Annotated in this window: 14 protein-coding genes; 9 read left to right on the forward strand and 5 right to left on the reverse strand. The window is 61.6% G+C overall.

From position 1 onward, the window contains the following. Positions 1–371: 371 nt before the first annotated feature. A complete protein-coding gene (gene mfd / locus AB5Y47_RS08280; protein WP_368220125.1) occupies positions 372–3,836 on the reverse strand; it encodes a transcription-repair coupling factor in 3,465 nt (1,154 codons plus the stop codon). Between the two features lie 42 nt (positions 3,837–3,878). Beyond that, complete coding sequence (locus AB5Y47_RS08285; RefSeq protein ID WP_042863798.1) at positions 3,879–4,454, reverse strand: PilZ domain-containing protein; 576 nt, start codon at positions 4,452–4,454, stop codon at positions 3,879–3,881. A gap of 76 nt (positions 4,455–4,530) precedes the next feature. Here AB5Y47_RS08285 and AB5Y47_RS08290 point away from each other — a divergent pair, with 76 nt between their 5' ends. The 3 genes from AB5Y47_RS08290 to lolE are packed head-to-tail and all read left to right on the forward strand — an operon-like array spanning position 4,531 to position 7,746. Continuing rightward, the gene (locus AB5Y47_RS08290) at positions 4,531–5,766 is read left to right on the forward strand and encodes a lipoprotein-releasing ABC transporter permease subunit (protein WP_124244105.1); all 1,236 of its coding nucleotides are present in this window, start codon (positions 4,531–4,533) and stop codon (positions 5,764–5,766) included. A gap of 40 nt (positions 5,767–5,806) precedes the next feature. Next, positions 5,807–6,505, forward strand: a complete 699-nt coding sequence (lolD, locus tag AB5Y47_RS08295) for a lipoprotein-releasing ABC transporter ATP-binding protein LolD (protein WP_010674567.1) — start codon at positions 5,807–5,809, stop codon at positions 6,503–6,505. Further along, positions 6,505–7,746 carry a lipoprotein-releasing ABC transporter permease subunit LolE gene (gene lolE, locus AB5Y47_RS08300; RefSeq protein ID WP_039039045.1) on the forward strand — a complete coding sequence of 414 codons (1,242 nt, stop codon included), beginning with the start codon at positions 6,505–6,507 and terminating at the stop codon, positions 7,744–7,746. Before lolD ends, lolE begins: the two co-directional genes overlap by 1 nt. A gap of 130 nt (positions 7,747–7,876) precedes the next feature. Here the strand turns inward: lolE and yfbR are convergent, their stop codons facing one another. Beyond that, positions 7,877–8,467: a 5'-deoxynucleotidase gene (gene yfbR / locus AB5Y47_RS08305; protein WP_010674569.1), complete on the reverse strand. Its 591-nt coding sequence runs from the start codon at positions 8,465–8,467 to the stop codon at positions 7,877–7,879. Between the two features lie 84 nt (positions 8,468–8,551). After that, positions 8,552–8,986, reverse strand: a complete 435-nt coding sequence (locus AB5Y47_RS08310) for a YccF domain-containing protein (protein WP_042016081.1) — start codon at positions 8,984–8,986, stop codon at positions 8,552–8,554. Positions 8,987–9,416: 430 nt separating this feature from the next. On the opposite strand from AB5Y47_RS08310, the gene tig reads away from it, so the two are divergent. From tig to ppiD, 6 genes are all read left to right on the forward strand, one after another. Next, positions 9,417–10,727, forward strand: coding sequence for a trigger factor (gene tig / locus AB5Y47_RS08315; RefSeq protein WP_319896655.1), 1,311 nt, complete (start codon positions 9,417–9,419; stop codon positions 10,725–10,727). A gap of 86 nt (positions 10,728–10,813) precedes the next feature. Next, entirely contained in the window at positions 10,814–11,437 is a 624-nt protein-coding gene (clpP, locus tag AB5Y47_RS08320; RefSeq protein WP_005324106.1) for an ATP-dependent Clp endopeptidase proteolytic subunit ClpP, read from the forward strand. Positions 11,438–11,507: 70 nt separating this feature from the next. Then, positions 11,508–12,782 carry an ATP-dependent protease ATP-binding subunit ClpX gene (gene clpX / locus AB5Y47_RS08325; RefSeq protein ID WP_010674573.1) on the forward strand — a complete coding sequence of 425 codons (1,275 nt, stop codon included), beginning with the start codon at positions 11,508–11,510 and terminating at the stop codon, positions 12,780–12,782. A gap of 139 nt (positions 12,783–12,921) precedes the next feature. Then, positions 12,922–15,276: an endopeptidase La gene (lon, locus tag AB5Y47_RS08330; protein WP_221436949.1), complete on the forward strand. Its 2,355-nt coding sequence runs from the start codon at positions 12,922–12,924 to the stop codon at positions 15,274–15,276. 240 nt (positions 15,277–15,516) lie between these two features. Further along, positions 15,517–15,789: a nucleoid-associated protein HU-beta gene (gene hupB / locus AB5Y47_RS08335; protein WP_005315375.1), complete on the forward strand. Its 273-nt coding sequence runs from the start codon at positions 15,517–15,519 to the stop codon at positions 15,787–15,789. Between the two features lie 149 nt (positions 15,790–15,938). After that, positions 15,939–17,852, forward strand: a complete 1,914-nt coding sequence (ppiD, locus tag AB5Y47_RS08340) for a peptidylprolyl isomerase (protein WP_042016078.1) — start codon at positions 15,939–15,941, stop codon at positions 17,850–17,852. Between the two features lie 281 nt (positions 17,853–18,133). Here ppiD and AB5Y47_RS08345 read toward each other — a convergent pair whose 3' ends face one another. Then, positions 18,134–19,726 (reverse strand): ABC-F family ATPase, encoded by a 1,593-nt coding sequence (locus AB5Y47_RS08345; RefSeq protein WP_010674576.1) that lies wholly within the window; start codon positions 19,724–19,726, stop codon positions 18,134–18,136. Positions 19,727–19,838 lie beyond the last annotated feature (112 nt).

Genomic DNA, 19,838 nt, shown 5'->3' on the forward strand with positions numbered 1-19,838 from the left:
CTCGGTTGTCGCGGTGCAATGGCTGGTGGCCCCTTGCCGGGATGCCTGGCCTGGATATCTGGTCTGGATACGTGGGCGGGATAAATACGGCACGGGCCATCTGCGGGGCTATCGAGGCGCGTTGAACCCGTTTTTTGCCCACGATCATCCCCACATCCATCTGTTTTTAAGATGGATTATGACTCAATGCATCGTATCAACAGATGGATGCGGCGGCAAAATGGTGCTGCCAGGAGGGCGAACCGAGGCATCGGGAGGCAAGAAAGCGGGCCGGGGGCGAGATGCCGCCCCTTGCCAGCAACGAAACGGGAGCCCTGGGGCTCCCGTTGTTATAGGCGGCAGGTCGCGCCCTGCTGACGTCATGCTTCCCCTCAGGGGGTGGCATGGCGGGCGAGATCCGCCAGCAGGCCGTCCACCAGTTTGAGGCGCATGGCCCTGTCCTGGGTCGGTACCTGGAAGCGCAGCCGGGTCGGCCCGTCCATCTTGTAGATGCGCGGCTGCTCCGAGAGCAGCTTGACCAGATAGGCCGGGTTGACCTTGGTTTCCTGGGTAAAGTCCAGATAGCCGCCGCGCTCGCTCATCTCCACCCGGCGAATGCCCAGCGCCGTGGCGCGCTGGCGGAAGGCGGCCAGCTCCATCAGCGTCTTGGTCGGCTCCGGCAAGAGGCCGAAGCGATCGATGAGCTCCACTTTGAGCTCCCGCAGCTCCTGCTCGTCCGCCGCACTGGCGATGCGCTTGTACATGGAGAGGCGCATGTTGACGTCCGGGATGTAGTCGTCCGGGAGCAAGGCGGGCAGGCGCAGCTCTACCTCGGTGTGCTGGCTCATGAGCTGCTCCAGCGACGGCTCCTTGCCATGTTTGAGCGCCTCCACCGCCTGCTCCAGCATCTCCATGTAGAGGGTGAAGCCCACCGATTCAATCTGGCCGCTCTGATCGTCGCCGAGCAGCTCGCCCGCGCCCCGGATCTCCAGATCGTGGGTGGCGAGCGCAAAGCCGGCACCGAGATCTTCGAGGGACGCGATGGCCTCCAGCCGCTTGGCCGCATCCTTGGTCATCAGCTTGGGATGGGGGGTGAGCAGGTAGGCATAGGCCTGGTGGTGGGAGCGCCCGACCCGGCCCCGCAGCTGGTGCAGCTGGGCGAGACCAAGATGATCCGCCCGGTCCATGATGATGGTGTTGGCGCTCGGCACGTCGATGCCGGTCTCGATGATGGTGGTGCAGACCAGCAGGTTGAAGCGCTGGTGGTAGAAGTCCGACATCACCCGCTCGAGCTCCCGCTCGCGCATCTGGCCGTGGGCGATGCCGATGCGCGCCTCCGGCACCAGCTCGGCAAGATCGGCGGCGCACTTCTCGATGCTCTCCACGTCGTTGTGCAGGTAGTAGACCTGGCCGCCACGCTTCAATTCCCGCAGTACCGCCTCGCGCACCACCGCAGGTTCGTGCTGGCGCACGAAGGTCTTGATGGCGAGCCGCTTGGCGGGCGGGGTGGCGATGATGGAGAGATCCCGCATGCCGGACATGGCCATGTTGAGGGTGCGGGGAATGGGGGTCGCGGTGAGGGTGAGGATATCCACGTCGGCGCGCAGCGCCTTGATCTTCTCCTTCTGGCGCACCCCGAAGCGGTGCTCCTCGTCGACGATGAGCAGCCCCAGATCCTTGAAGGTGAGCTCGGCGCCGAGCAGCTTGTGGGTGCCGATGATGATGTCCACCTTGCCCTCGGCCATCTCCTTCATCACGGCGCTCTGCTCCTTGGCGGAGCGGAAGCGGCTCAGCACCTCCACCCGCACCGGCCAGTTGGCGAATCGGTCGCGGAAGTTGTCGTAGTGCTGCTGGGCGAGCAGGGTGGTGGGCACCAGCACGGCCACCTGCTTGCCGCCGTGCACGGCCACAAACGCCGCCCGCATCGCCACTTCTGTCTTGCCAAAGCCCACGTCGCCGCACACCAGCCGATCCATGCTCTTGGCCTGGCACATGTCGCCGAGCACGGCGTTGATGGCATTGAGCTGATCCTCGGTCTCCTCGAAGGGGAAGCTCGCGGCAAACTGGCGGTAGGCCTCCCGGTCGTGTTTGAAGGCAAAGCCGTGACGGGCTGCCCGCATGGCATAGACATCCAGCAGCTCGGCCGCCACGTCCCGCACCTTCTCGGCCGCCTTGCGCCGCGCCTTGACCCAGGCCTCGCCGCCGAGCTTGTGGCTGGGCGGGTTGTCGGAGCCGGTGTAGCGGCTGATCAGGTGCAAACTGGTGACCGGCACGAACAGCTTGTCGCCGCCGGCGTATTCCAGGGTCAGAAACTCGGTGGGCAGGCCGCCGGCATCGATGGTCTCGAGCCCCAGGTAGCGACCGACCCCGTGATCCAGGTGCACCACCGGCTGGCCCTGGGTCAGCTCGCCCAGGTTTCGGATCACCGCATCCGAGCTCAGGTTCTTGCTCTTGTCCCGCTGGCGCTTGCTGCGGATCTTGCCGCCGAGCAGCTCGGCCTCGGTGATGAGTGCAAGGGGCATCTGGCCGGGCTCTTGCAGCAGGAAGCCCCGCTCCAGGGGACAGACCAGCAGCCCGTGGCGCGCATCGCTCGAGAGGAAGGCGTCGAGGGAGGCAAACTCCCGGGGTTGCAGGTTGATCCGTGCAAGCAGATCCCCGAGCCCCTCGCGCCGCCCCTCGGACTCCACCGCAAACAGGGTGCGCCCGGCAAAGCCTTGCAGGAAGCCGTCAAGGGCCAGCAGGGGCTGCTCCTTGCTGTGGTCGAGCTGCAGATCCGGCAGGGGGGCGAGGGGCAGATCCTGCTGACCCGCTCCGCCGTCAACGGTCGCCTCCTGCAGACGCACGGCGCCATAGTCCCCGAGGGCGGCGAAGAGCTGCTCCACCGGCAGATAGATCTGCTGGGGCGGCAGCAGGGGACGGGTGTTGTCCCAGCGTCTGTCTTCATAGCGCTGGCCGATGTCGTTCCAGAAACGCTGGGCCGCGGGGTAGATCTCCCCCACGGTGAGCAGCAGGGTGTTTTCGGGCAGGTAGTCAAACAGGCTGGCGGTCTGGTTGAAGAAGAGCGGCAGGTAGTATTCGATGCCGGCGGGCCAGCGCCCCTTGCTCACCTCCTGATAGACGGAGCCCTCGGCCCGGGAGATCTCGAACTGTTCGCGATACTGGCCACGAAACAGCTCGATGGCCCCCTCGTCGGTGGGAAATTCCCGGGCGGGCAGGAGGCTCACCGACTTCACCGGCTCGCTGGAGCGCTGGGTCTCGGGGTCGAACGGGCGGATGGAGTCCACCTCGTCGTCGAAAAAATCAATGCGATAGGGGCGGCTGCTCCCCATGGGGAAGAGATCCAGCAGGGAGCCGCGGGCGGCGAATTCGCCATGCTCCAGCACCTGTTCCACCGCCACGTAGCCCGCCTGCGCCAGACGCCCGCGCAGCTGCTGCAGGTTGAGGCGCTGGCCGCTTGTGACCATCAGGCTGTATTTGTCGAGATAAGCCTGGGGCGCCGTGCGCAGCATCAGGGTGGAGATGGGCACGATGAGCACGCCGTGGCGCATCTGCGGCAACTGGTAGAGGGTCTCGAGGCGCTGGGAGATGATGTCCTGGTGGGGAGAGAAGCTGTCGTAGGGCAGGGTCTCCCAGTCCGGGAACAGCAGCACCGGGCAATCCTGATCCGCCAGCAGGAACCCCAGTTCCTGTTCAAGGCGCAGGGCGCTCGGGGTATCGGCGGTGACCAGCAGGACGGGTCTTCGGGCTTCCCGGGTGAGGCGGGCGGCAACCAGAGCCAGGCTGCTGCCGACCAGCTGGCCGAACGTTGTCTTCTGGCCCGCTTTGGCGGGCAAGGCGGGGAGGGTCATTGGCATCATCGGAGTCTTTTACTGTTGGCGTTCTTTTGACATGGACCTGGGTTAGCGCTGACGTTCCTGGGCACGCAGCTTGAGCTGTTTCGACTGCACATGCAGGCTGGCGCGCACCAGCAGCTCCCGGTCATCCTCGCGGATGCGCACGTAGTCGAGCACCACGTGGGTGCCATGCTCTCCGGCGTCCCGCTGCACGACCTCGCCGTAGCAGTAGACGGCGGAGGCCTCTTCCCGCAGGAAGATCTTGAGTCGCACGATCTGGTGCAGGGCGGGGGCCTCCCCGTGCCCCTGGTGGGGGTGCAGGTAGGTGAGCTGCCCGGCGCCAAAGCGCAGGGTGTGGAAGCGGTGCTCGGGGTGATCCTGGGCCGCCAGCACATAGCCCATGATCATGTCGATCTTGCGGGACTGCTGATTGATGATCTCCACCAGATCGTGCATGGACTCGTTCTGGCTGCGCAGCAACCGGCTGCTCACCAGATCGATGGAGGTGATGGCGGAGGCGATGCGAAACGGCTCGGGCAACTCGGCCTCCAGGGCCTCCAGCGTCGGCAGACGAAAGTCGGCCGGCATGGGGATCACATTGACCGGCGTGGCATGGGTGACGCTGAAGAACTGTTCCTGCATGGAGGCTATCCCTTGTTGTCATAGACGGTTTCCCTTTATTATCCGGTATCTTATTTCGTTGGCAACGTAGATATCCTTGAAGACCGGACTTTTTCAGCCACTGTCGCTGGCCATCGGCCTGCGTTATGCAGGCTCGCGACGCAGTAACCGCTTCGTCTCCTTTATCTCCCTGTTCTCCACCTTTGGCATCGCCATCGGGGTCGCCGCCCTGATGGTGGTGATCTCGGTGATGAACGGGTTCGAAGGCCAGCTCAAGGGGCGCATCCTCGGGGTGATCCCCCATGTGGTGGTGACCAATCAGGCCGGACGCATCGAGGCCGAGCCCGAAGGTCTGCCCGACCTGGCCCGCTTGCCCCACGTGGTGGCCACGGCCCCCATGCTCGACAGCGAAGGCATGCTGCAAAGCCCGGGCCAGCTCACCGGCGTGAGCGTGCAGGGGATCGATCCCGCCCGCTGGCCCAAGAATGACATCCTGCACGCCCAGATGCTGGGAGGGCGCCTTGACAGCCTGCAGGCCGGTGAATACCACATCGTGCTGGGGCAGGGGGTGGCCAGCCGCCTCAAGGTCTCTATCGGCGACCAGGTGCGTCTCATCCTGACCGAAGGTACCCGCTTTACCCCCTTTGGCCGGGTGCCGGCCCAGCGTCTTTTCACCGTCTCCGGCATCTTCGGGGTCGGCGCCGACGTGGACAGCCAGGTGGCCCTGATTGCCCTCGGGGATGCCCAGCGCATGCTGCGCCTGCCCGCAGACAAGGTGGGTGGCATCCGCCTCTGGCTGGACGATCCCTTCGCCGCCGACGAGGTGGTGAAGACCGCGTTGCCGGACGGGCTGGAGTGGCAGGACTGGCGCCGCGAGCGCGGCGAGCTGTTCCAGGCGGTGGCCATGGAAAAACGGATGATGGGGCTGATGCTGGTGCTGATCATCGCGGTCGCCACCTTCAACATCCTCTCCGCCCTGGTGATGGTGGTCACCGACAAGGAAGGGGAGGTGGCCATCCTGCGTACCATGGGCATGAGCGAATCCGGCATCGTCAAGATCTTCATGGTGCTGGGGGCGTCGAGCGGCGTCATCGGCGCCCTGTTCGGGGGGCTGGCGGGGCTGGCGCTCTGCTTCGGCCTCAATCCTCTGCTGAACGCCCTTGGGCTCAACCTCTATATGGCGGCGGGGGGCAGCGGTCTGCCGGTCATCGTCGAGCCGGCCCAGGTCATGACCATTTTGCTGGGTGCCGTGCTGCTGAGTTTCAGTGCCACCCTTTACCCGGCCTCCCGCGCGGCCCGGGTCAAACCGGCGGAGGCGCTGCGTTATGAATAATTCATCTTCTGTTGTTACTGGTGCAAGTGGAGCCCCCGTTATGAATCAATCCGTCTCCTGCGAGCCGCTGCTGCGCTGCCAGGCCCTCAATCATGTCTACAAAGAGGGCAATCTGGAGACCCAGGTACTCAAGGGGATCGAGCTGGACGTCGCCCCCGGGGAGATGCTGGCGGTGGTGGGGAGCTCGGGCTCCGGCAAGACCACCCTGCTGCACCTGATGGGGGCGCTGGACAACCCTTCCAGCGGCGCCGTGCTGTTCAAGGGGCAGGACATCCATGGCTGGGACAGCCGCACCCAGGCGAGGTTTCGCAACCAGGAGCTGGGCTTCGTTTACCAGTTCCACCACCTGCTCTCGGAATTCAGCGCGCTGGAAAATGCGGCCATGCCGCTGCTGATCGCCGGTGAGTCGGTGGCCAGCGCCACCGAGAAGGCGAGCAAGATGCTGGGGCGGGTGGGGCTCTCCCACCGTCTCAACCACAGACCGTCCGAGCTCTCCGGTGGCGAGCGCCAGCGGGTGGCCATCGCCCGTGCCCTGGTCAACGAACCCAGCCTGGTGCTGGCGGACGAGCCCACCGGCAACCTGGATCACGCCAGCGCCACCGCCGTCTATGAGCTCTTGTGCGAGCTCAATCGCGAGCTTGGCACCGCGTTCGTGGTGGTGACCCATGACTTGAGCCTGGCCGCCAAGCTCCACCGCCGGGTCACCCTGGTGAGCGGCATCATGGCGGAGGTCGCCTGATGTTCAAGCCGCTGCCCCTGTTCCTGGGCCTGCGTTACAGTCGCTCCCGCCGCCGCAACGGCTTCATCGCCTTCATTTCGGCCTCCTCCCTCATCGGCATCGCCCTCGGGGTGATGGCCCTCATTCTTGGCCTCTCCGCCATGAACGGGTTCGAGCGGGAGCTCAAGAACCGGGTGCTCTCCGTGGTCCCCCACGGCGAGCTCATCGGCATGGAAGCGCCGCTGCCTGACTGGCCGAGGCTCAGGGACTACCTGCTGGCCCAGCCCGGGGTGGAGGCGGCTGCGCCCGTCATTCGCCTGGACGGCCTGCTGGAGCACGGCTCCGCCCTCAAGGGGGTCCAGCTGCGTGCGGTGCTGCCGGAGCTGGAAGCCAATCTCTCCGATGCGGGCAACTTCATGACGGGTCGGGGCCTTCGCGAGCTGCAGGCGGGTGAACACGGAGTCATCCTCGGCAAGATCATCGCCGACAAGCTGGGGGTCAAGACAGGGGACACCGTCACCCTGCTGCTGCCCCAGGCGGGTGATGCCGCCGGCATCAAGAACCCGAAACGGGAGGCGCTCACCGTGGTAGGGCTGCTCGAGATCGGTGGCCAGCTCGACGGCCTGCTCGGCTTCATGCACCTGGCGGACGCCCAGGCCATCACCGGCATGGGCAGCGCGGTGGAAGGGTTCAGCCTCAAGGTGAGCGACGTGCTCAAGGCCCAGTCCATCACGGTGGCGGCTGCCCAGAAATTTCCGCACTACGTCTATATCAGTAGCTGGATGAGCCGTCAGGGTTATCTCTATCAGGACATCCAGATGGTGCGCACCGTGATGTACGTGGTGATGCTGATGGTGGTGGCGGTGGCCTGCTTCAACATCGTCTCCACTCTGGTGATGGCGGTGAACGAGAAGCGCAGCGAGATCGCCATCTTGAAGACCATGGGGGCGAGCCCGGGCCAGATCCGGCTTACCTTCGTCATCCAGGGGATGGTGAACGGGGTGGCGGGAGCCTTGCTAGGCGCCCTGCTGGGCGGCCTGCTCTCCAGCAAGCTGACCCAGATCCTGAGCGCCATTGAAGGGGTGATCGGGCACCGTTTCCTCAATCCGGACATCTACTTCATCGACTTCCTGCCGACCGAGCTGCACATGCAGGACTTGCTCATCGTGACCGGCGCCGCCATCCTGATGAGCCTGGTGGCGACTCTCTATCCCGCCTGGCGGGCGAGCGGCCTGGTGCCGTCCCGGGAACTGGGGCATTGATGCCCATGGATGTGATAAAGGGCCCTGCGGGGCCCTTTTTATTGTCACTCTTTTGTGGGGAAACCCCCGAAGTGGCGGTTATCGGGGTAATACGCAGGAGGAGATGATGCCCGGTGCCGTGTTGATGGCATCAATGGGCATTCAACTCATCGAGAGGCAGTGAAAAACTCCCCACGAAGACATCGATGAAGTAGCGCATGGCGGGGTTCATCCTGGCGTCCAGCATCTGCTCGAGGCGCTTTCGCGCGGGCTCGAACTCCCGGTTGCCGACGCTCAGCTCCTCCAGACACTTGGTGTAGGCGCAGAGGGTGTCTGCATCCTTCACCAGGCTGGTGAGGGCCTCGTCCTGGGCGCCGGAGTCGAGCAGGGGGCGAAAGTCCTCGACCAGCTCAGGCGGCAACATGCCGAGCAGGCGCTGCTCGGCGGCAAGCTCAATCTTCTTGTATTCGCGGGCGATTTCGGGATTGAAGTACTTGACCGGGGTGGGCAGATCCCCGGTCAGCACCTCGCTGCTGTCGTGGTAGAGGGCCATGACGGCGGCCCGGTCTGCATCCACCTGAGCGCCGAACAGGCGATTGCTGATAAGACCGAGGGCGTGGGCCACCATGGCGACCTGCAGGCTGTGCTCGGCGATGTTTTCGGGCTGGATGTTGCGCATCAGGGGCCAGCGGTAGATGAGGCGCATACGGGCGAGGTTGGCAAAAAAATGGCTGGGCAGCATGGAAGACCTCGAATGGGGCAATGAAAAAGGGCAGACCCTAGTCTGCCCTTTTTTCCACCCGCAAGGATAGCCTGAGATGGGCCGTCAGCGGATGTAGCGGCCCGATTCGGCCTCGTGGTTGGTCACTATCATCTGGCCGATGGGGGCCAGGCTGATGAGGGCCAGCTTGAGGTGCTGGATGCCGAACGGGATGCCGACGATGGTGACGAAACAGGCCAGCGCCGAGGCGATGTGGCCGATGGCCAGCCAGACCCCGATGAGCACAAACCAGAGAATGTTGCCAATCAGCCCCAGGGCACCGGTGCCGATGTCGCTCTGGCCCGTCATGCTCTTGCGGCTCACTGCCTGCTTGCCAAACGGGAAGAAGGTGAAAGTGCCGATGACGAAGCAGGCGCGTCCCCAGGGGATCCCGATGAGGGAGATGAAGCAGAGCAGCCCCGCCAGCCACCAGGCCAGCCCCATGAAGACGCCTCCCAGCACGAACCAGAGCAGATTGAACAAGAAGCGGAAAAAGGACATGTGGGTGACTCCAGCAGCACGTGAATTGGTTGTCACCATAGCGAGCCCTGCCGGGGGACGCAATGGCACAGGCGAGAAGGTGGACAATTTGGGTCGCAGCACGCCATTTTTGTGCCTGATTGGCGGTGGATGGCGATCAAAATGGCCCGTTCGCCGTGAAAAAGAGTGAGCCAGTGCAAATTATTGCGGATGGAATGCTTGAACTCGGTGCAAGGCTTCCCCATATAGGAGAAAGTCTTGCGCAAATTGTGCTGTCTGTGCCCCGGATGGGGGATGTGCGGCTCGACGCGACCACTGCACGCCGCTATAATGTCGCGTCATATTTTCTCATCACAAAGACAGTCGTTGTCTTTATAAACAGGAAGACTCCGGGCTTGCCCGGGGGCAATAAAGGGTCAGCACGCAGTGCTGAGTTGAACGAGGTAAAAGAATGCAAGTTTCTGTAGAGACAACCCAGGGTCTGGAACGCCGTCTTACCATCACTGTACCGGCCGCTACCGTTGACGCCGCCGTGCGCAAAGAATTGAATGGCCTGGCCAAAACCCGTCGCATCGACGGTTTCCGTCCTGGCAAGGCTCCGGTTGCCATCATCAAGAAGATGTTCGGTGCCATGGCTCACGCCCGCGTTGCCGATGAAATGATGCAGAACAACTTCATCAAGGCCATCATCGAGAACAAACTGAGCCCGGCTGGCGCCCCGACCATGGATCCGAAAGAGATCAAAGAAGGTCAGGATTTCGAATTCACCGCCACTTTCGAAGTGTATCCGGAGTTCGAAGTTGCCGGTCTGGAGAGCATCAAGGTCGAGAAGCCGGTTGCCACCGTGAAGGACAGCGACCTGGAAAACATGATCGACACCCTGCGCAAGCAGCACGCCACCTGGACTGAAGCCGCTGTGGCTGCCGCCAACGGCATGCGTGTGACCATGGACTTCGTCGGTTCCATCGACGGTGAAGAGTTCGACGGTGGCAAGGCTGAAGGCTTCACCCTGGAACTGGGCGCTGGCCGCATGATCCCGGGCTTCGAAGACGCCATCCTGGGTAAGAAAGCGGGCGACGAGTTCACCATCGAGGTGACTTTCCCGGCTGACTACCACGCCGAAGCCCTGAAGGGTAAGGCTGCCAAATTTGCTTCCAAGCTGCACAAGGTTGAAGAGCAAGTGCTGCCCGAGCTGACCGAAGAGTTCGTCAAGCGTTTCGGCATCGAGAGCGGCAGCGTTGAAGAACTGAAGGCAGAAGTGCGCAAGAACATGGAGCGCGAACTGGCCCAGGCCCTGAAAAACAGCGTGAAAGAGCAGGTACTGAACGGCCTGGTTGAAGCCAACCAGATCGATCTGCCGAAGGCTGCCGTTACCCAGGAAATCGACACCCTGCGTCAGCAGGCTCTGCAGCGCTTCGGTGGCTTCCAGGGCGGCAACGCCCCCGAGCTGCCGGCCGAGCTGTTCCAGGCCCAGGCCGAGCGCCGTGTCCGCGTTGGTCTGCTGCTGGGTGACGTCATCCGCACCAACGAGATCAAGGCTGACGACGCCCGTGTGACCAGCATCATCGAGTCCATGGCCACTGCCTACGAAGATCCGAAAGAAGTGATCGAGTACTATCAGCAGAACGAGCAGATGCTGAACGGCGTGCGCAACCTGGCCATTGAAGATCAAGCCATCGATCTGATCCTGTCCAAGGCGCAAGTCACCGAGAAAGAAGTTGCCTTCGACGAAGTGATCAACAAGTCCGGTGCCGCTGCCTAAGAACATTTGACTTAAGGTCAAAACTGTTAAGTATAATGGCTCGTGTGATCTCCACTCGGGCCATTTTATTTTAGGGACAATGCCTTATGTACAAGAACTATAACGATGTGACTGAATCCCCACGCAATGCGCTCATCCCGATGGTGGTAGAGCAAACCGCGAAAGGGGAGCGTTCCTACGACATCTATTCCCGTCTGCTGAAAGAGCGGGTGATCTTCCTGACCGGTCAGGTCGAGGATCACATGGCGAACCTGGTGGTGGCCCAACTGCTGTTCCTGGAGTCCGAGAACCCGGATCAGGACATCAGCATCTACATCAATTCGCCGGGTGGCGCCGTCACTGCGGGTATGTCCATCTATGACACCATGCAGTTCATCAAGCCGGACGTGAGCACCGTCTGCATGGGGCAGGCCTGCTCCATGGGGGCCTTCCTGCTGGCCGGTGGCGCCAAGGGCAAGCGTTTCTGCCTGCCCAATGCCCGAGTGATGATCCACCAGCCGCTGGGCGGCTTCCAGGGGCAGGCTTCTGACATCCAGATCCATGCCCAGGAGATCCTGAAAATCAAGAATACCCTGAACGATCGTCTGGCGTTCCATACCGGTCAGGACATGGCCACCATCGAGCGCGACACCGACCGTGACAACTTCATGTCCGCCGAGCAGGCCGTTGCCTATGGTCTGGTTGACGGCATCCTGAGCCAGCGCGGCTGAGCAGGGTACCCCGTCCTGTTGTAAACTCAACAGGACGATCCATCCTCTATTGATAAAACGAGGTCGCTGAATGACAGAGAAACGCAAGGGTGAGGGCGACAAGCTGCTGTATTGCTCTTTCTGCGGCAAAAGCCAGCATGAAGTGCGCAAGCTGATCGCTGGCCCTTCCGTCTACGTATGTGATGAGTGTGTCGAGCTGTGCAACGACATCATCCGCGAGGAGATCCGCGAGATCTCTCCCAAGCGCGATGGTAGCGAGCTGCCGACCCCTCATGAAATCCGCGCCCATCTGGACGACTACGTGATCGGTCAGGAGTACGCCAAGAAGGTGCTGGCAGTGGCTGTCTACAACCACTACAAGCGTCTTCGCAGCGGCAGCGAGTCCGGTGGCGTGGAGCTGGGCAAATCCAACATCCTGCTGATTGGCCCCACCGGCAGCGGCAAGACTCTGCTGGCCGAGACCCTGGCTCGTCTGCTGGATGTGCCCTTCACCATGGCCGATGCTACCACCCTGACCGAAGCCGGTTACGTGGGCGAGGACGTGGAGAACATCATCCAGAAGTTGCTGCAAAAGTGCGACTACGACGTGGAGAAGGCCCAGCGTGGCATCGTCTACATCGACGAGATCGACAAGATCTCCCGCAAGTCGGACAACCCCTCCATCACCCGCGACGTCTCCGGGGAAGGGGTGCAGCAGGCCTTGCTGAAACTGATCGAAGGCACCATCGCCTCCGTGCCGCCCCAGGGCGGTCGCAAGCACCCGCAGCAGGAGTTTTTGCAGGTCGATACCTCCAAGATCCTCTTCATCTGTGGTGGTGCCTTCGCGGGGCTGGACAAGGTGATCGAGCAGCGTTCCGTCAAGGGCACCGGCATCGGTTTTGGCGCCGAGGTGAAATCCAAGAATGCCAAGGCCACCCTGAGCGAGAACTTTGCCAAGGTGGAGCCGGAAGATCTCATCAAGTACGGTCTCATCCCCGAGTTCATCGGTCGTCTGCCGGTGGTCGCGACCCTGACCGAGCTTGACGAGGCTGCCCTCATCCAGATCCTGAAAGAGCCAAAGAACGCGCTGACCAAGCAGTATGCCGCGCTGTTTGCCCTGGAAGAGGTGGAGCTGGAGTTTCGTGATGACGCGCTCAATGCCATTGCCCGCAAGGCCATGGAGCGCAAAACCGGTGCCCGGGGTCTGCGTTCCATTGTCGAGGCCGTGCTGCTTGACACCATGTATGACCTGCCCTCCCTGAAAGGGGTCAGCAAGGTGGTGATCGACGAGACGGTGATCAAGGGAGACTCCGCGCCCCTGATGATCTACGACAATCCCGAGACTCAGGCCGCAGCCTCAGAGTAACTGTCTGATTTTTAATCACATAAAGGGGCATTTTGCCCCTTTCATGCTTTTTACGGCCAAGGCGATTGAATCTCATCTTTGCGCCCCCATATACTCAGCCAAGCCTTTGCCAACGGTATAACAAGCCGAGAGGACATATATGAACCTAGAGCGTTCAGAACGCATCGAGATTCCCGTCCTGCCTCTTCGTGACGTGGTGGTCTATCCCCACATGGTCATTCCACTCTTTGTGGGGCGGGAAAAATCCATTCGCTGTCTGGAAGCGGCCATGGAGCAGGACAAGAAAGTCCTGCTGGTGGCCCAGAAGGATGCGTCGACTGACGAACCGACGGTGGAGGAAATTTTCTCCGTCGGGACAGTGGCCAATATTCTGCAGATGCTCAAGCTGCCGGACGGCACCGTCAAGGTGCTGGTGGAGGGGGGCCAGCGTGCCCGCCTTGAGCGGATGATCGACGATCGCGACTTCTTTGTCGGGGAGGCCCAGTACATCGCGTCCGCCCCCATCGAGGAGAAGGATCAGGACGTGCTGGTGCGCTCTGCCATCGGCCAGTTCGAAGGTTACATCAAGCTCAACAAGAAGATCCCGCCCGAGGTACTCACCTCGATTTCGGCGATCGACGATGCGGCGCGCCTGGCCGATACCATGGCTGCCCACATGCCGCTCAAGCTCGAAGACAAGCAGAAGGTGCTGGAAATCGCCTCCGTGTCCGAGCGCATCGAGTTTCTGATGGCCATGATGGAGTCGGAGATCGACCTGTTGCAGGTCGAGAAACGCATCCGCTCCCGGGTCAAGAAGCAGATGGAGAAGAGCCAGCGGGAGTATTACCTCAACGAGCAGATGAAGGCCATCCAGAAAGAGCTGGGTGAGCTGGAAGACAGCCCGGATGAATTCGAAGCCCTCAATCGCAAGATTGAAGAGGCCGGGATGCCGGAGGATGCTCGCGAGAAGGCCCAGGCCGAGCTCGCCAAGCTCAAGATGATGTCCCCCATGTCGGCGGAAGCCACAGTGGTGCGCAGCTATGTGGACTGGATGGTGCAGGTGCCCTGGAAGGCCCGCTCCAAGGTCAAGAAAGACCTGGGCAAGGCCCAGGAGGTGCTGGATGCAGATCACTATGGCCTGGACAAGGTCAAGGATCGCATCCTCGAATACCTGGCGGTGCAGGCGCGGGTGAACAAGCTCAAGGGCCCCATCCTCTGCCTGGTCGGGCCTCCCGGGGTGGGCAAGACCTCCCTGGGCCAGTCCATCGCCAAGGCAACCGGCCGCAAGTATGTGCGCATGGCCCTGGGTGGGGTGCGTGACGAGGCGGAGATCCGTGGTCACCGCCGTACCTACATCGGCTCCATGCCCGGCAAGCTCATCCAGAAGATGGCGAAAGTCGGCGTGAAGAACCCGCTGTTCCTGCTCGACGAAATCGACAAGATGAGCTCGGACATGCGTGGCGATCCCGCTTCCGCCCTGCTGGAGGTGCTGGATCCCGAGCAGAACAGCAGCTTCAACGATCACTATCTGGAAGTGGATTATGACCTGTCGGACGTGATGTTCGTGGCCACCTCCAACTCCATGAACATCCCGGGTCCGCTGCTGGACCGGATGGAAGTGATTCGTCTGTCCGGTTACACCGAGGACGAGAAGCTCAACATTGCCAAGCAGCACCTGGTGGCCAAGCAGATCCAGCGCAACGGCCTGAAGCCTTCCGAGATCACCATCGAGGATTCGGCGTTGATCGGGGTGATTCGCTACTACACCCGCGAGGCGGGTGTACGCAGCCTGGAGCGTGAAATCTCCAAAATCTGTCGCAAGGCAGTCAAACGCATCCTGCTGGACAAGAGCATCAAGCATGTTCAGATCAACCAGGAGAACCTCAAGGAGTTCCTGGGGGTACAGCGCTTTGACTATGGCAAGGCCACCGACCAGAACCAGATTGGTCAGGTGTGCGGGCTGGCGTGGACCGAAGTGGGGGGCGATCTGCTCACCATCGAGACCACCAACATGCCGGGCAAGGGCAAGCTCACTTACACCGGTTCCCTCGGTGACGTGATGCAGGAGTCCATCCAGGCGGCCATGACAGTGGTGCGGGCCCGCGCCGAGAAGCTGCGTATCAACGGCGACTTCTACGAGAAGCGAGACATCCACGTGCACGTGCCGGAAGGGGCGACCCCGAAAGACGGCCCGAGCGCCGGTATCGCCATGTGTACCGCCCTGGTCTCCAGCCTCACCGGCAACCCGGTGCGTGCCGACGTGGCCATGACGGGTGAAATCACCCTGCGTGGCGAGGTGCTGCCCATCGGTGGTCTCAAGGAGAAACTGCTGGCGGCCCACCGTGGTGGCATCAAGCGTGTGCTGATCCCGAAAGAGAACGAACGTGACCTCGAGGAGATCCCGGCCAACGTCAAACAAGATCTTGAAATCTATCCGGTTCGCTGGATTGATGAGGTGCTTGCACTGGCGTTGCAGGACAATCCGCAAGGTTTCGAACGCGTTTCTGTCGTGTAAATGTTGATGCGCCGCAAATTTGGCGCATTCGGGGGGTGGTTAAGGCTTGCATGCACCGGACAACGGAAGTAGCCTTGACCACCGATCGGGTACTCATGATGAGTCGCAATGCGTGATGTGGCGCGGGTTTGCGCCAGATTGTCACTTGCAACTGATCAGGAGGCTTGTTATAAAACCTCCACTTGTTGTGGCCAGGGAAATCAGCGCCGCAGCGATGTTCGATAAAAGGGGAATATAAGAGTGAATAAATCTCAACTGATTGACAAGATTGCAGACGGTGCTGATATCTCCAAAGCTGCCGCTGGCCGTGCGCTGGATGCCTTCATCGATGCCGTGGGCGAAGCCCTGAAAGAGGGTGACCAGGTTGCTCTGGTTGGTTTCGGTACTTTCGCCGTTCGCGAGCGTGCAGCCCGTTCCGGCCGCAACCCGCAAACTGGTGCGACCATCGAAATCGCTGCCGGTAAAGTTCCTGCCTTCAAAGCCGGCAAGGCCCTGAAAGACGCGGTCAACTAAGCCGGTCGCTGATATCTATCGGCACCGTCCTTGGTCTCTGACCAGACAAGTGAGAGGGCTCTCCCTCATACTGCTTGACCAAGGCGCATCGCAATCGGTGCGCCTTTTCATTATTTACGCCCATCGAGTTCGGGAGCATAAGTACAAACATGATGTTGGATAAACTACGCGAAGGGGCGCAGGGCAAGGTAGCCAAGGTTATCTTGGGCCTGATCATCCTCTCCTTTGCCTTGGCCGGCGTAGGCAGCTACCTCAATGGCCCGGCACGTACCGCCCCCGCCACCGTCAACGGCAATGACATCAGTGCCCCCGCACTGGAGAATGCCTACCGCAATGAGCGGGCCCGCATGGAATCCCAAATGGGTGAGGCCTTCAACCAGCTGGCCGCCAATCCCGATTACATGAAACAGTTCCGCCGTGGCGTGCTGGACCGTCTGATCGATCAGGCGCTGATCGATGACAAGGCTCGCTCCCTGGGTCTGCGCGTCAGCGATGAGCAGATCAAGCAGGCCATCGTCGCCATGCCCGAGTTTGCCGAGAACGGCAAGTTCAGCAATGACCGCTACCTGCAGCTCATTCGCCGTGCCGGCATGACCCCCGAGATGTTCCGCGACTCCCTGCGCCAGGACATGGTGCGCCAGCAATTGATGGGCGCCGTGCTGGGATCGGAGTTCGCCCTCAAGGGTGAAGCCGAGCAACTGGATCGCCTCTACAACCAGACCCGTGACCTGCGCCTGATCCGTCTGGCCGCTTCCGCCTATGTGGACGGGATCGAGGTGAGCGATGCCGAGGTGGAGCAGTTCTACAAGGCCAACAGCGCTCGTTTCATGAACGACGAGACGGTCAAGGTCGACTATCTGCTGCTCGATGCCGCGAACCTTGGCAAGAACATCAAGGTCACCGAGCAGGATGCCCAGGATTACTACGACCAGCATCAGGATCTGTTCCAGCGTCCCGAGCGCCGTCAGGTGGCGCACATCCTGATCCCGTTTGGCAAGGATGAAAAGGCCGCCGAGCAGAAAGCCGAGGCCGTGCTGGCCAAGGCCAAGGCAGGTGACGATTTCGCCGCGCTGGCCAAGGCCGACTCCTCCGATACCTTCTCCGCGAAGAAGGGCGGGGAGCTCGACTGGTTCGAGAAAGGGGTGATGGATCCTGCCTTTGAGAAAGCCGCGTTCGCGCTGGCCAAGGCCGGCGATCTCTCCGCCGTGGTGAAGAGCCCGTTCGGCTTCCACATCATCAAGCTGCTGGGAGTCGAACCGGCCAAGACCAAGCCCTTCGTGGACGTGATGAGCGATACCATCGCCCGTCTGCAGTCTGAGAAGGCCAAGGAGCAGTTCTTCGCCGAACAGCAGAAGATGGCCGACAGCAGCTTCGAGAACCCGGACTCCCTGGACTTGACCGCCGAAGCCATGGGCCTCCAGGTGCAGTCCACCGGCTATTTCAGCCAGGCCGATGCGCCGGCACCGCTCAATGATCCCAAGGTGCTCTCCGTGGCATTCTCCGAACAGCTGCGCGATGACAACACCAACTCCGACGTGATCGAGCTGGCCGACGGCAAGGCGCTGGTGCTGCACATCATGGGTCACCAGCCGAAGGCGGCCAAGCCGCTTGCCGAGGTGAAAGAGCAGGTGATCACCGCCATCAAGCACGACAAGGCCAGTGAAGTGGCCCGTGGCAAGGCCCAGGGTCTGCTGGACAAGCTCAAGGCCGGTGAGAACGTTCAGGCCGACCTGACCGCGCTGGGTCTGAAAGTGGATACCCATACCGGTGTATCCCGTTTCGCCCAGGAGATGGACCAGAACTTGGTGACCCAGGCGTTCCGCATGCCCCATCCGACCGATGGCAAGCCGAGCGTCGAGCTGGTGACCGAAGCCAACGGTGATCGTGTGGTGGTGGCGCTGGACAAGGTCAACGTCATCAAGGAGCCGTCCCAGATGGTTAGCCTGCTGCAAGGTCAGCTGGGTCAGGGCAAGGCACAGGCCGACTACAAGTCGCTGATCGACGAGCTGCGCAAGGCGGCCAAGATCGAATACTTCACCGACGTGGAAGCCACTGTCGAGTAAGTCAGCCTCACGGCCCCAAGTGTGAAAACGGCTCCATGATGGAGCCGTTTTTTTGTGCCATCGACAGCCCGGCAGAGCGGGCGGGCGCAGGAGGGAAGGGCCAGGCACGGGCTTGTGCTGCCTATCCTGGCTGGGGATGAGCGGGACAGGTGTATGACAGCGCGCTGTACTCTTGCTCTCCCTATCCCCAATTCTTCTCTTGCTGTGGCGTGATTAAGGAGGCATAAAAAAAACCGGCGCACGAGGCGCCGGTTCTGATCGCTTTGCTTGAAGGCGGGGGATTACACCACACCCTGGGTGCGCAGGTAATCCTCGTAGGTGCCGCCGAAGTCGCGGATGCCGTCTTCGGTCAGCTCCAGGATGCGGGTCGCCAGGGAGGAGACGAACTCGCGGTCGTGGGAGACGAAGATCAGGGTGCCCTTGTACATCTCCAGCGCCAGGTTCAAGGATTCGATGGATTCCATGTCCAGGTGGTTGGTCGGTTCATCCATGATCAGGATGTTGGGGCGCTGCATCATCAGCTTGCCGAACAGCATCCGGCCCTGTTCACCACCGGAAAGCACCTTGACCGGCTTCTTGATGTCGTCCTGGGAGAAGAGCAGACGACCCAGCACGGAGCGCACCGCCTGCTCGTCTTCGTTCTCCTGCTTCCATTGGGCCATCCAGTCGAACACATTGAGATCGGTGTCGAAATCTTCGGCGTGATCCTGGGCGTAGTAGCCGATCTGGGCGTTCTCGGACCACTTGATGGTGCCGGTATCCGGTGCCAGGGCACCGACCAGCGTCTTGATCAGGGTGGACTTACCGATCCCGTTGGTACCCAGGATGGCGACCTTCTCGCCCACTTCCAGCATCATGTTGAGCCCCTTGAACAGGGGACCGTCGCCATAACCCTTGGAGACGCCTTCGATTTCCAGGATGTTGCGGTAGAGCTTCTTGTCCTGCTCGAAGCGGATGAAGGGGTTCTGACGGCTGGATACCTTCACTTCCTCAATCTTGATCTTGTCGATCTGCTTGAGGCGGGAGGTAGCCTGGCTGGACTTGGAGGCGTTGGCGCTGAAGCGGGAGACGAAGGATTGCAGATCGGCGATCTGGGCCTTCTTCTTGGCGTTGTCGGCCAGCAGGCGCTCGCGGGCCTGGGTGGCAGCCAGCATGTACTCGTCGTAGTTGCCCGGGTAGACCCGCAGCTCGCCGTAGTCCAGATCCGCCATGTGGGTGCAGACGGAGTTCAGGAAGTGACGGTCGTGAGAGATGATGATCATGGTGCTTTCACGATCGTTGAGCACCTGCTCCAGCCAGCGAATGGTGTTGATGTCCAGGTTGTTGGTCGGTTCGTCCAGCAACAGGATGTCGGGGTTGGAGAAGAGCGCCTGCGCCAGCAGTACCCGCAGTTTCCAGCCCGGGGCCACTTCGCTCATCGGGCCGTTGTGCTGCTCGATGGGAATACCGGCACCCAGCAGCAGTTCGCCTGCGCGGGATTCGGCGGTGTAGCCATCATATTCGGCGACCAGGCCTTCCAGCTCGGCGGCCTTCATGTAGTCGTCGTCGGTGGCCTCCAGGTTGGCGTAGATGGCATCGCGTTCGGCGATGGCGGCCCACAGCTCGGTGTGGCCCATCATGACCACGTCCAGCACGCGCATCTCTTCGTAGGCGAACTGATCCTGGCGCAGCTTACCGATGCGCTCGTTGACATCCAGGCTCACATTGCCGCCGGTGGGTTCGAGATCGCCGCCGAGGATCTTCATGAAGGTGGACTTGCCACAGCCGTTGGCACCGATGAGGCCGTAGCGGTTGCCGCCGCCAAACTTGACGCTGATGTTCTCAAACAGCGGCTTGGCGCCGAACTGCATGGTGATGTTGTTGCTTGAAAGCACTGGAATGTCCCGGTTGGTCTGTCAAATGGCGCGCATTATGGCACAGATCCCCCGAAAGTTTTAGCAGGAACTGTGATCTGGCCCCATTGCAGGGGGTAAGGTTTCACGACCA

This window comes from Aeromonas sp. R7-2, from assembly GCF_040908105.1.
Lineage (GTDB): Bacteria > Pseudomonadota > Gammaproteobacteria > Enterobacterales > Aeromonadaceae > Aeromonas > Aeromonas caviae.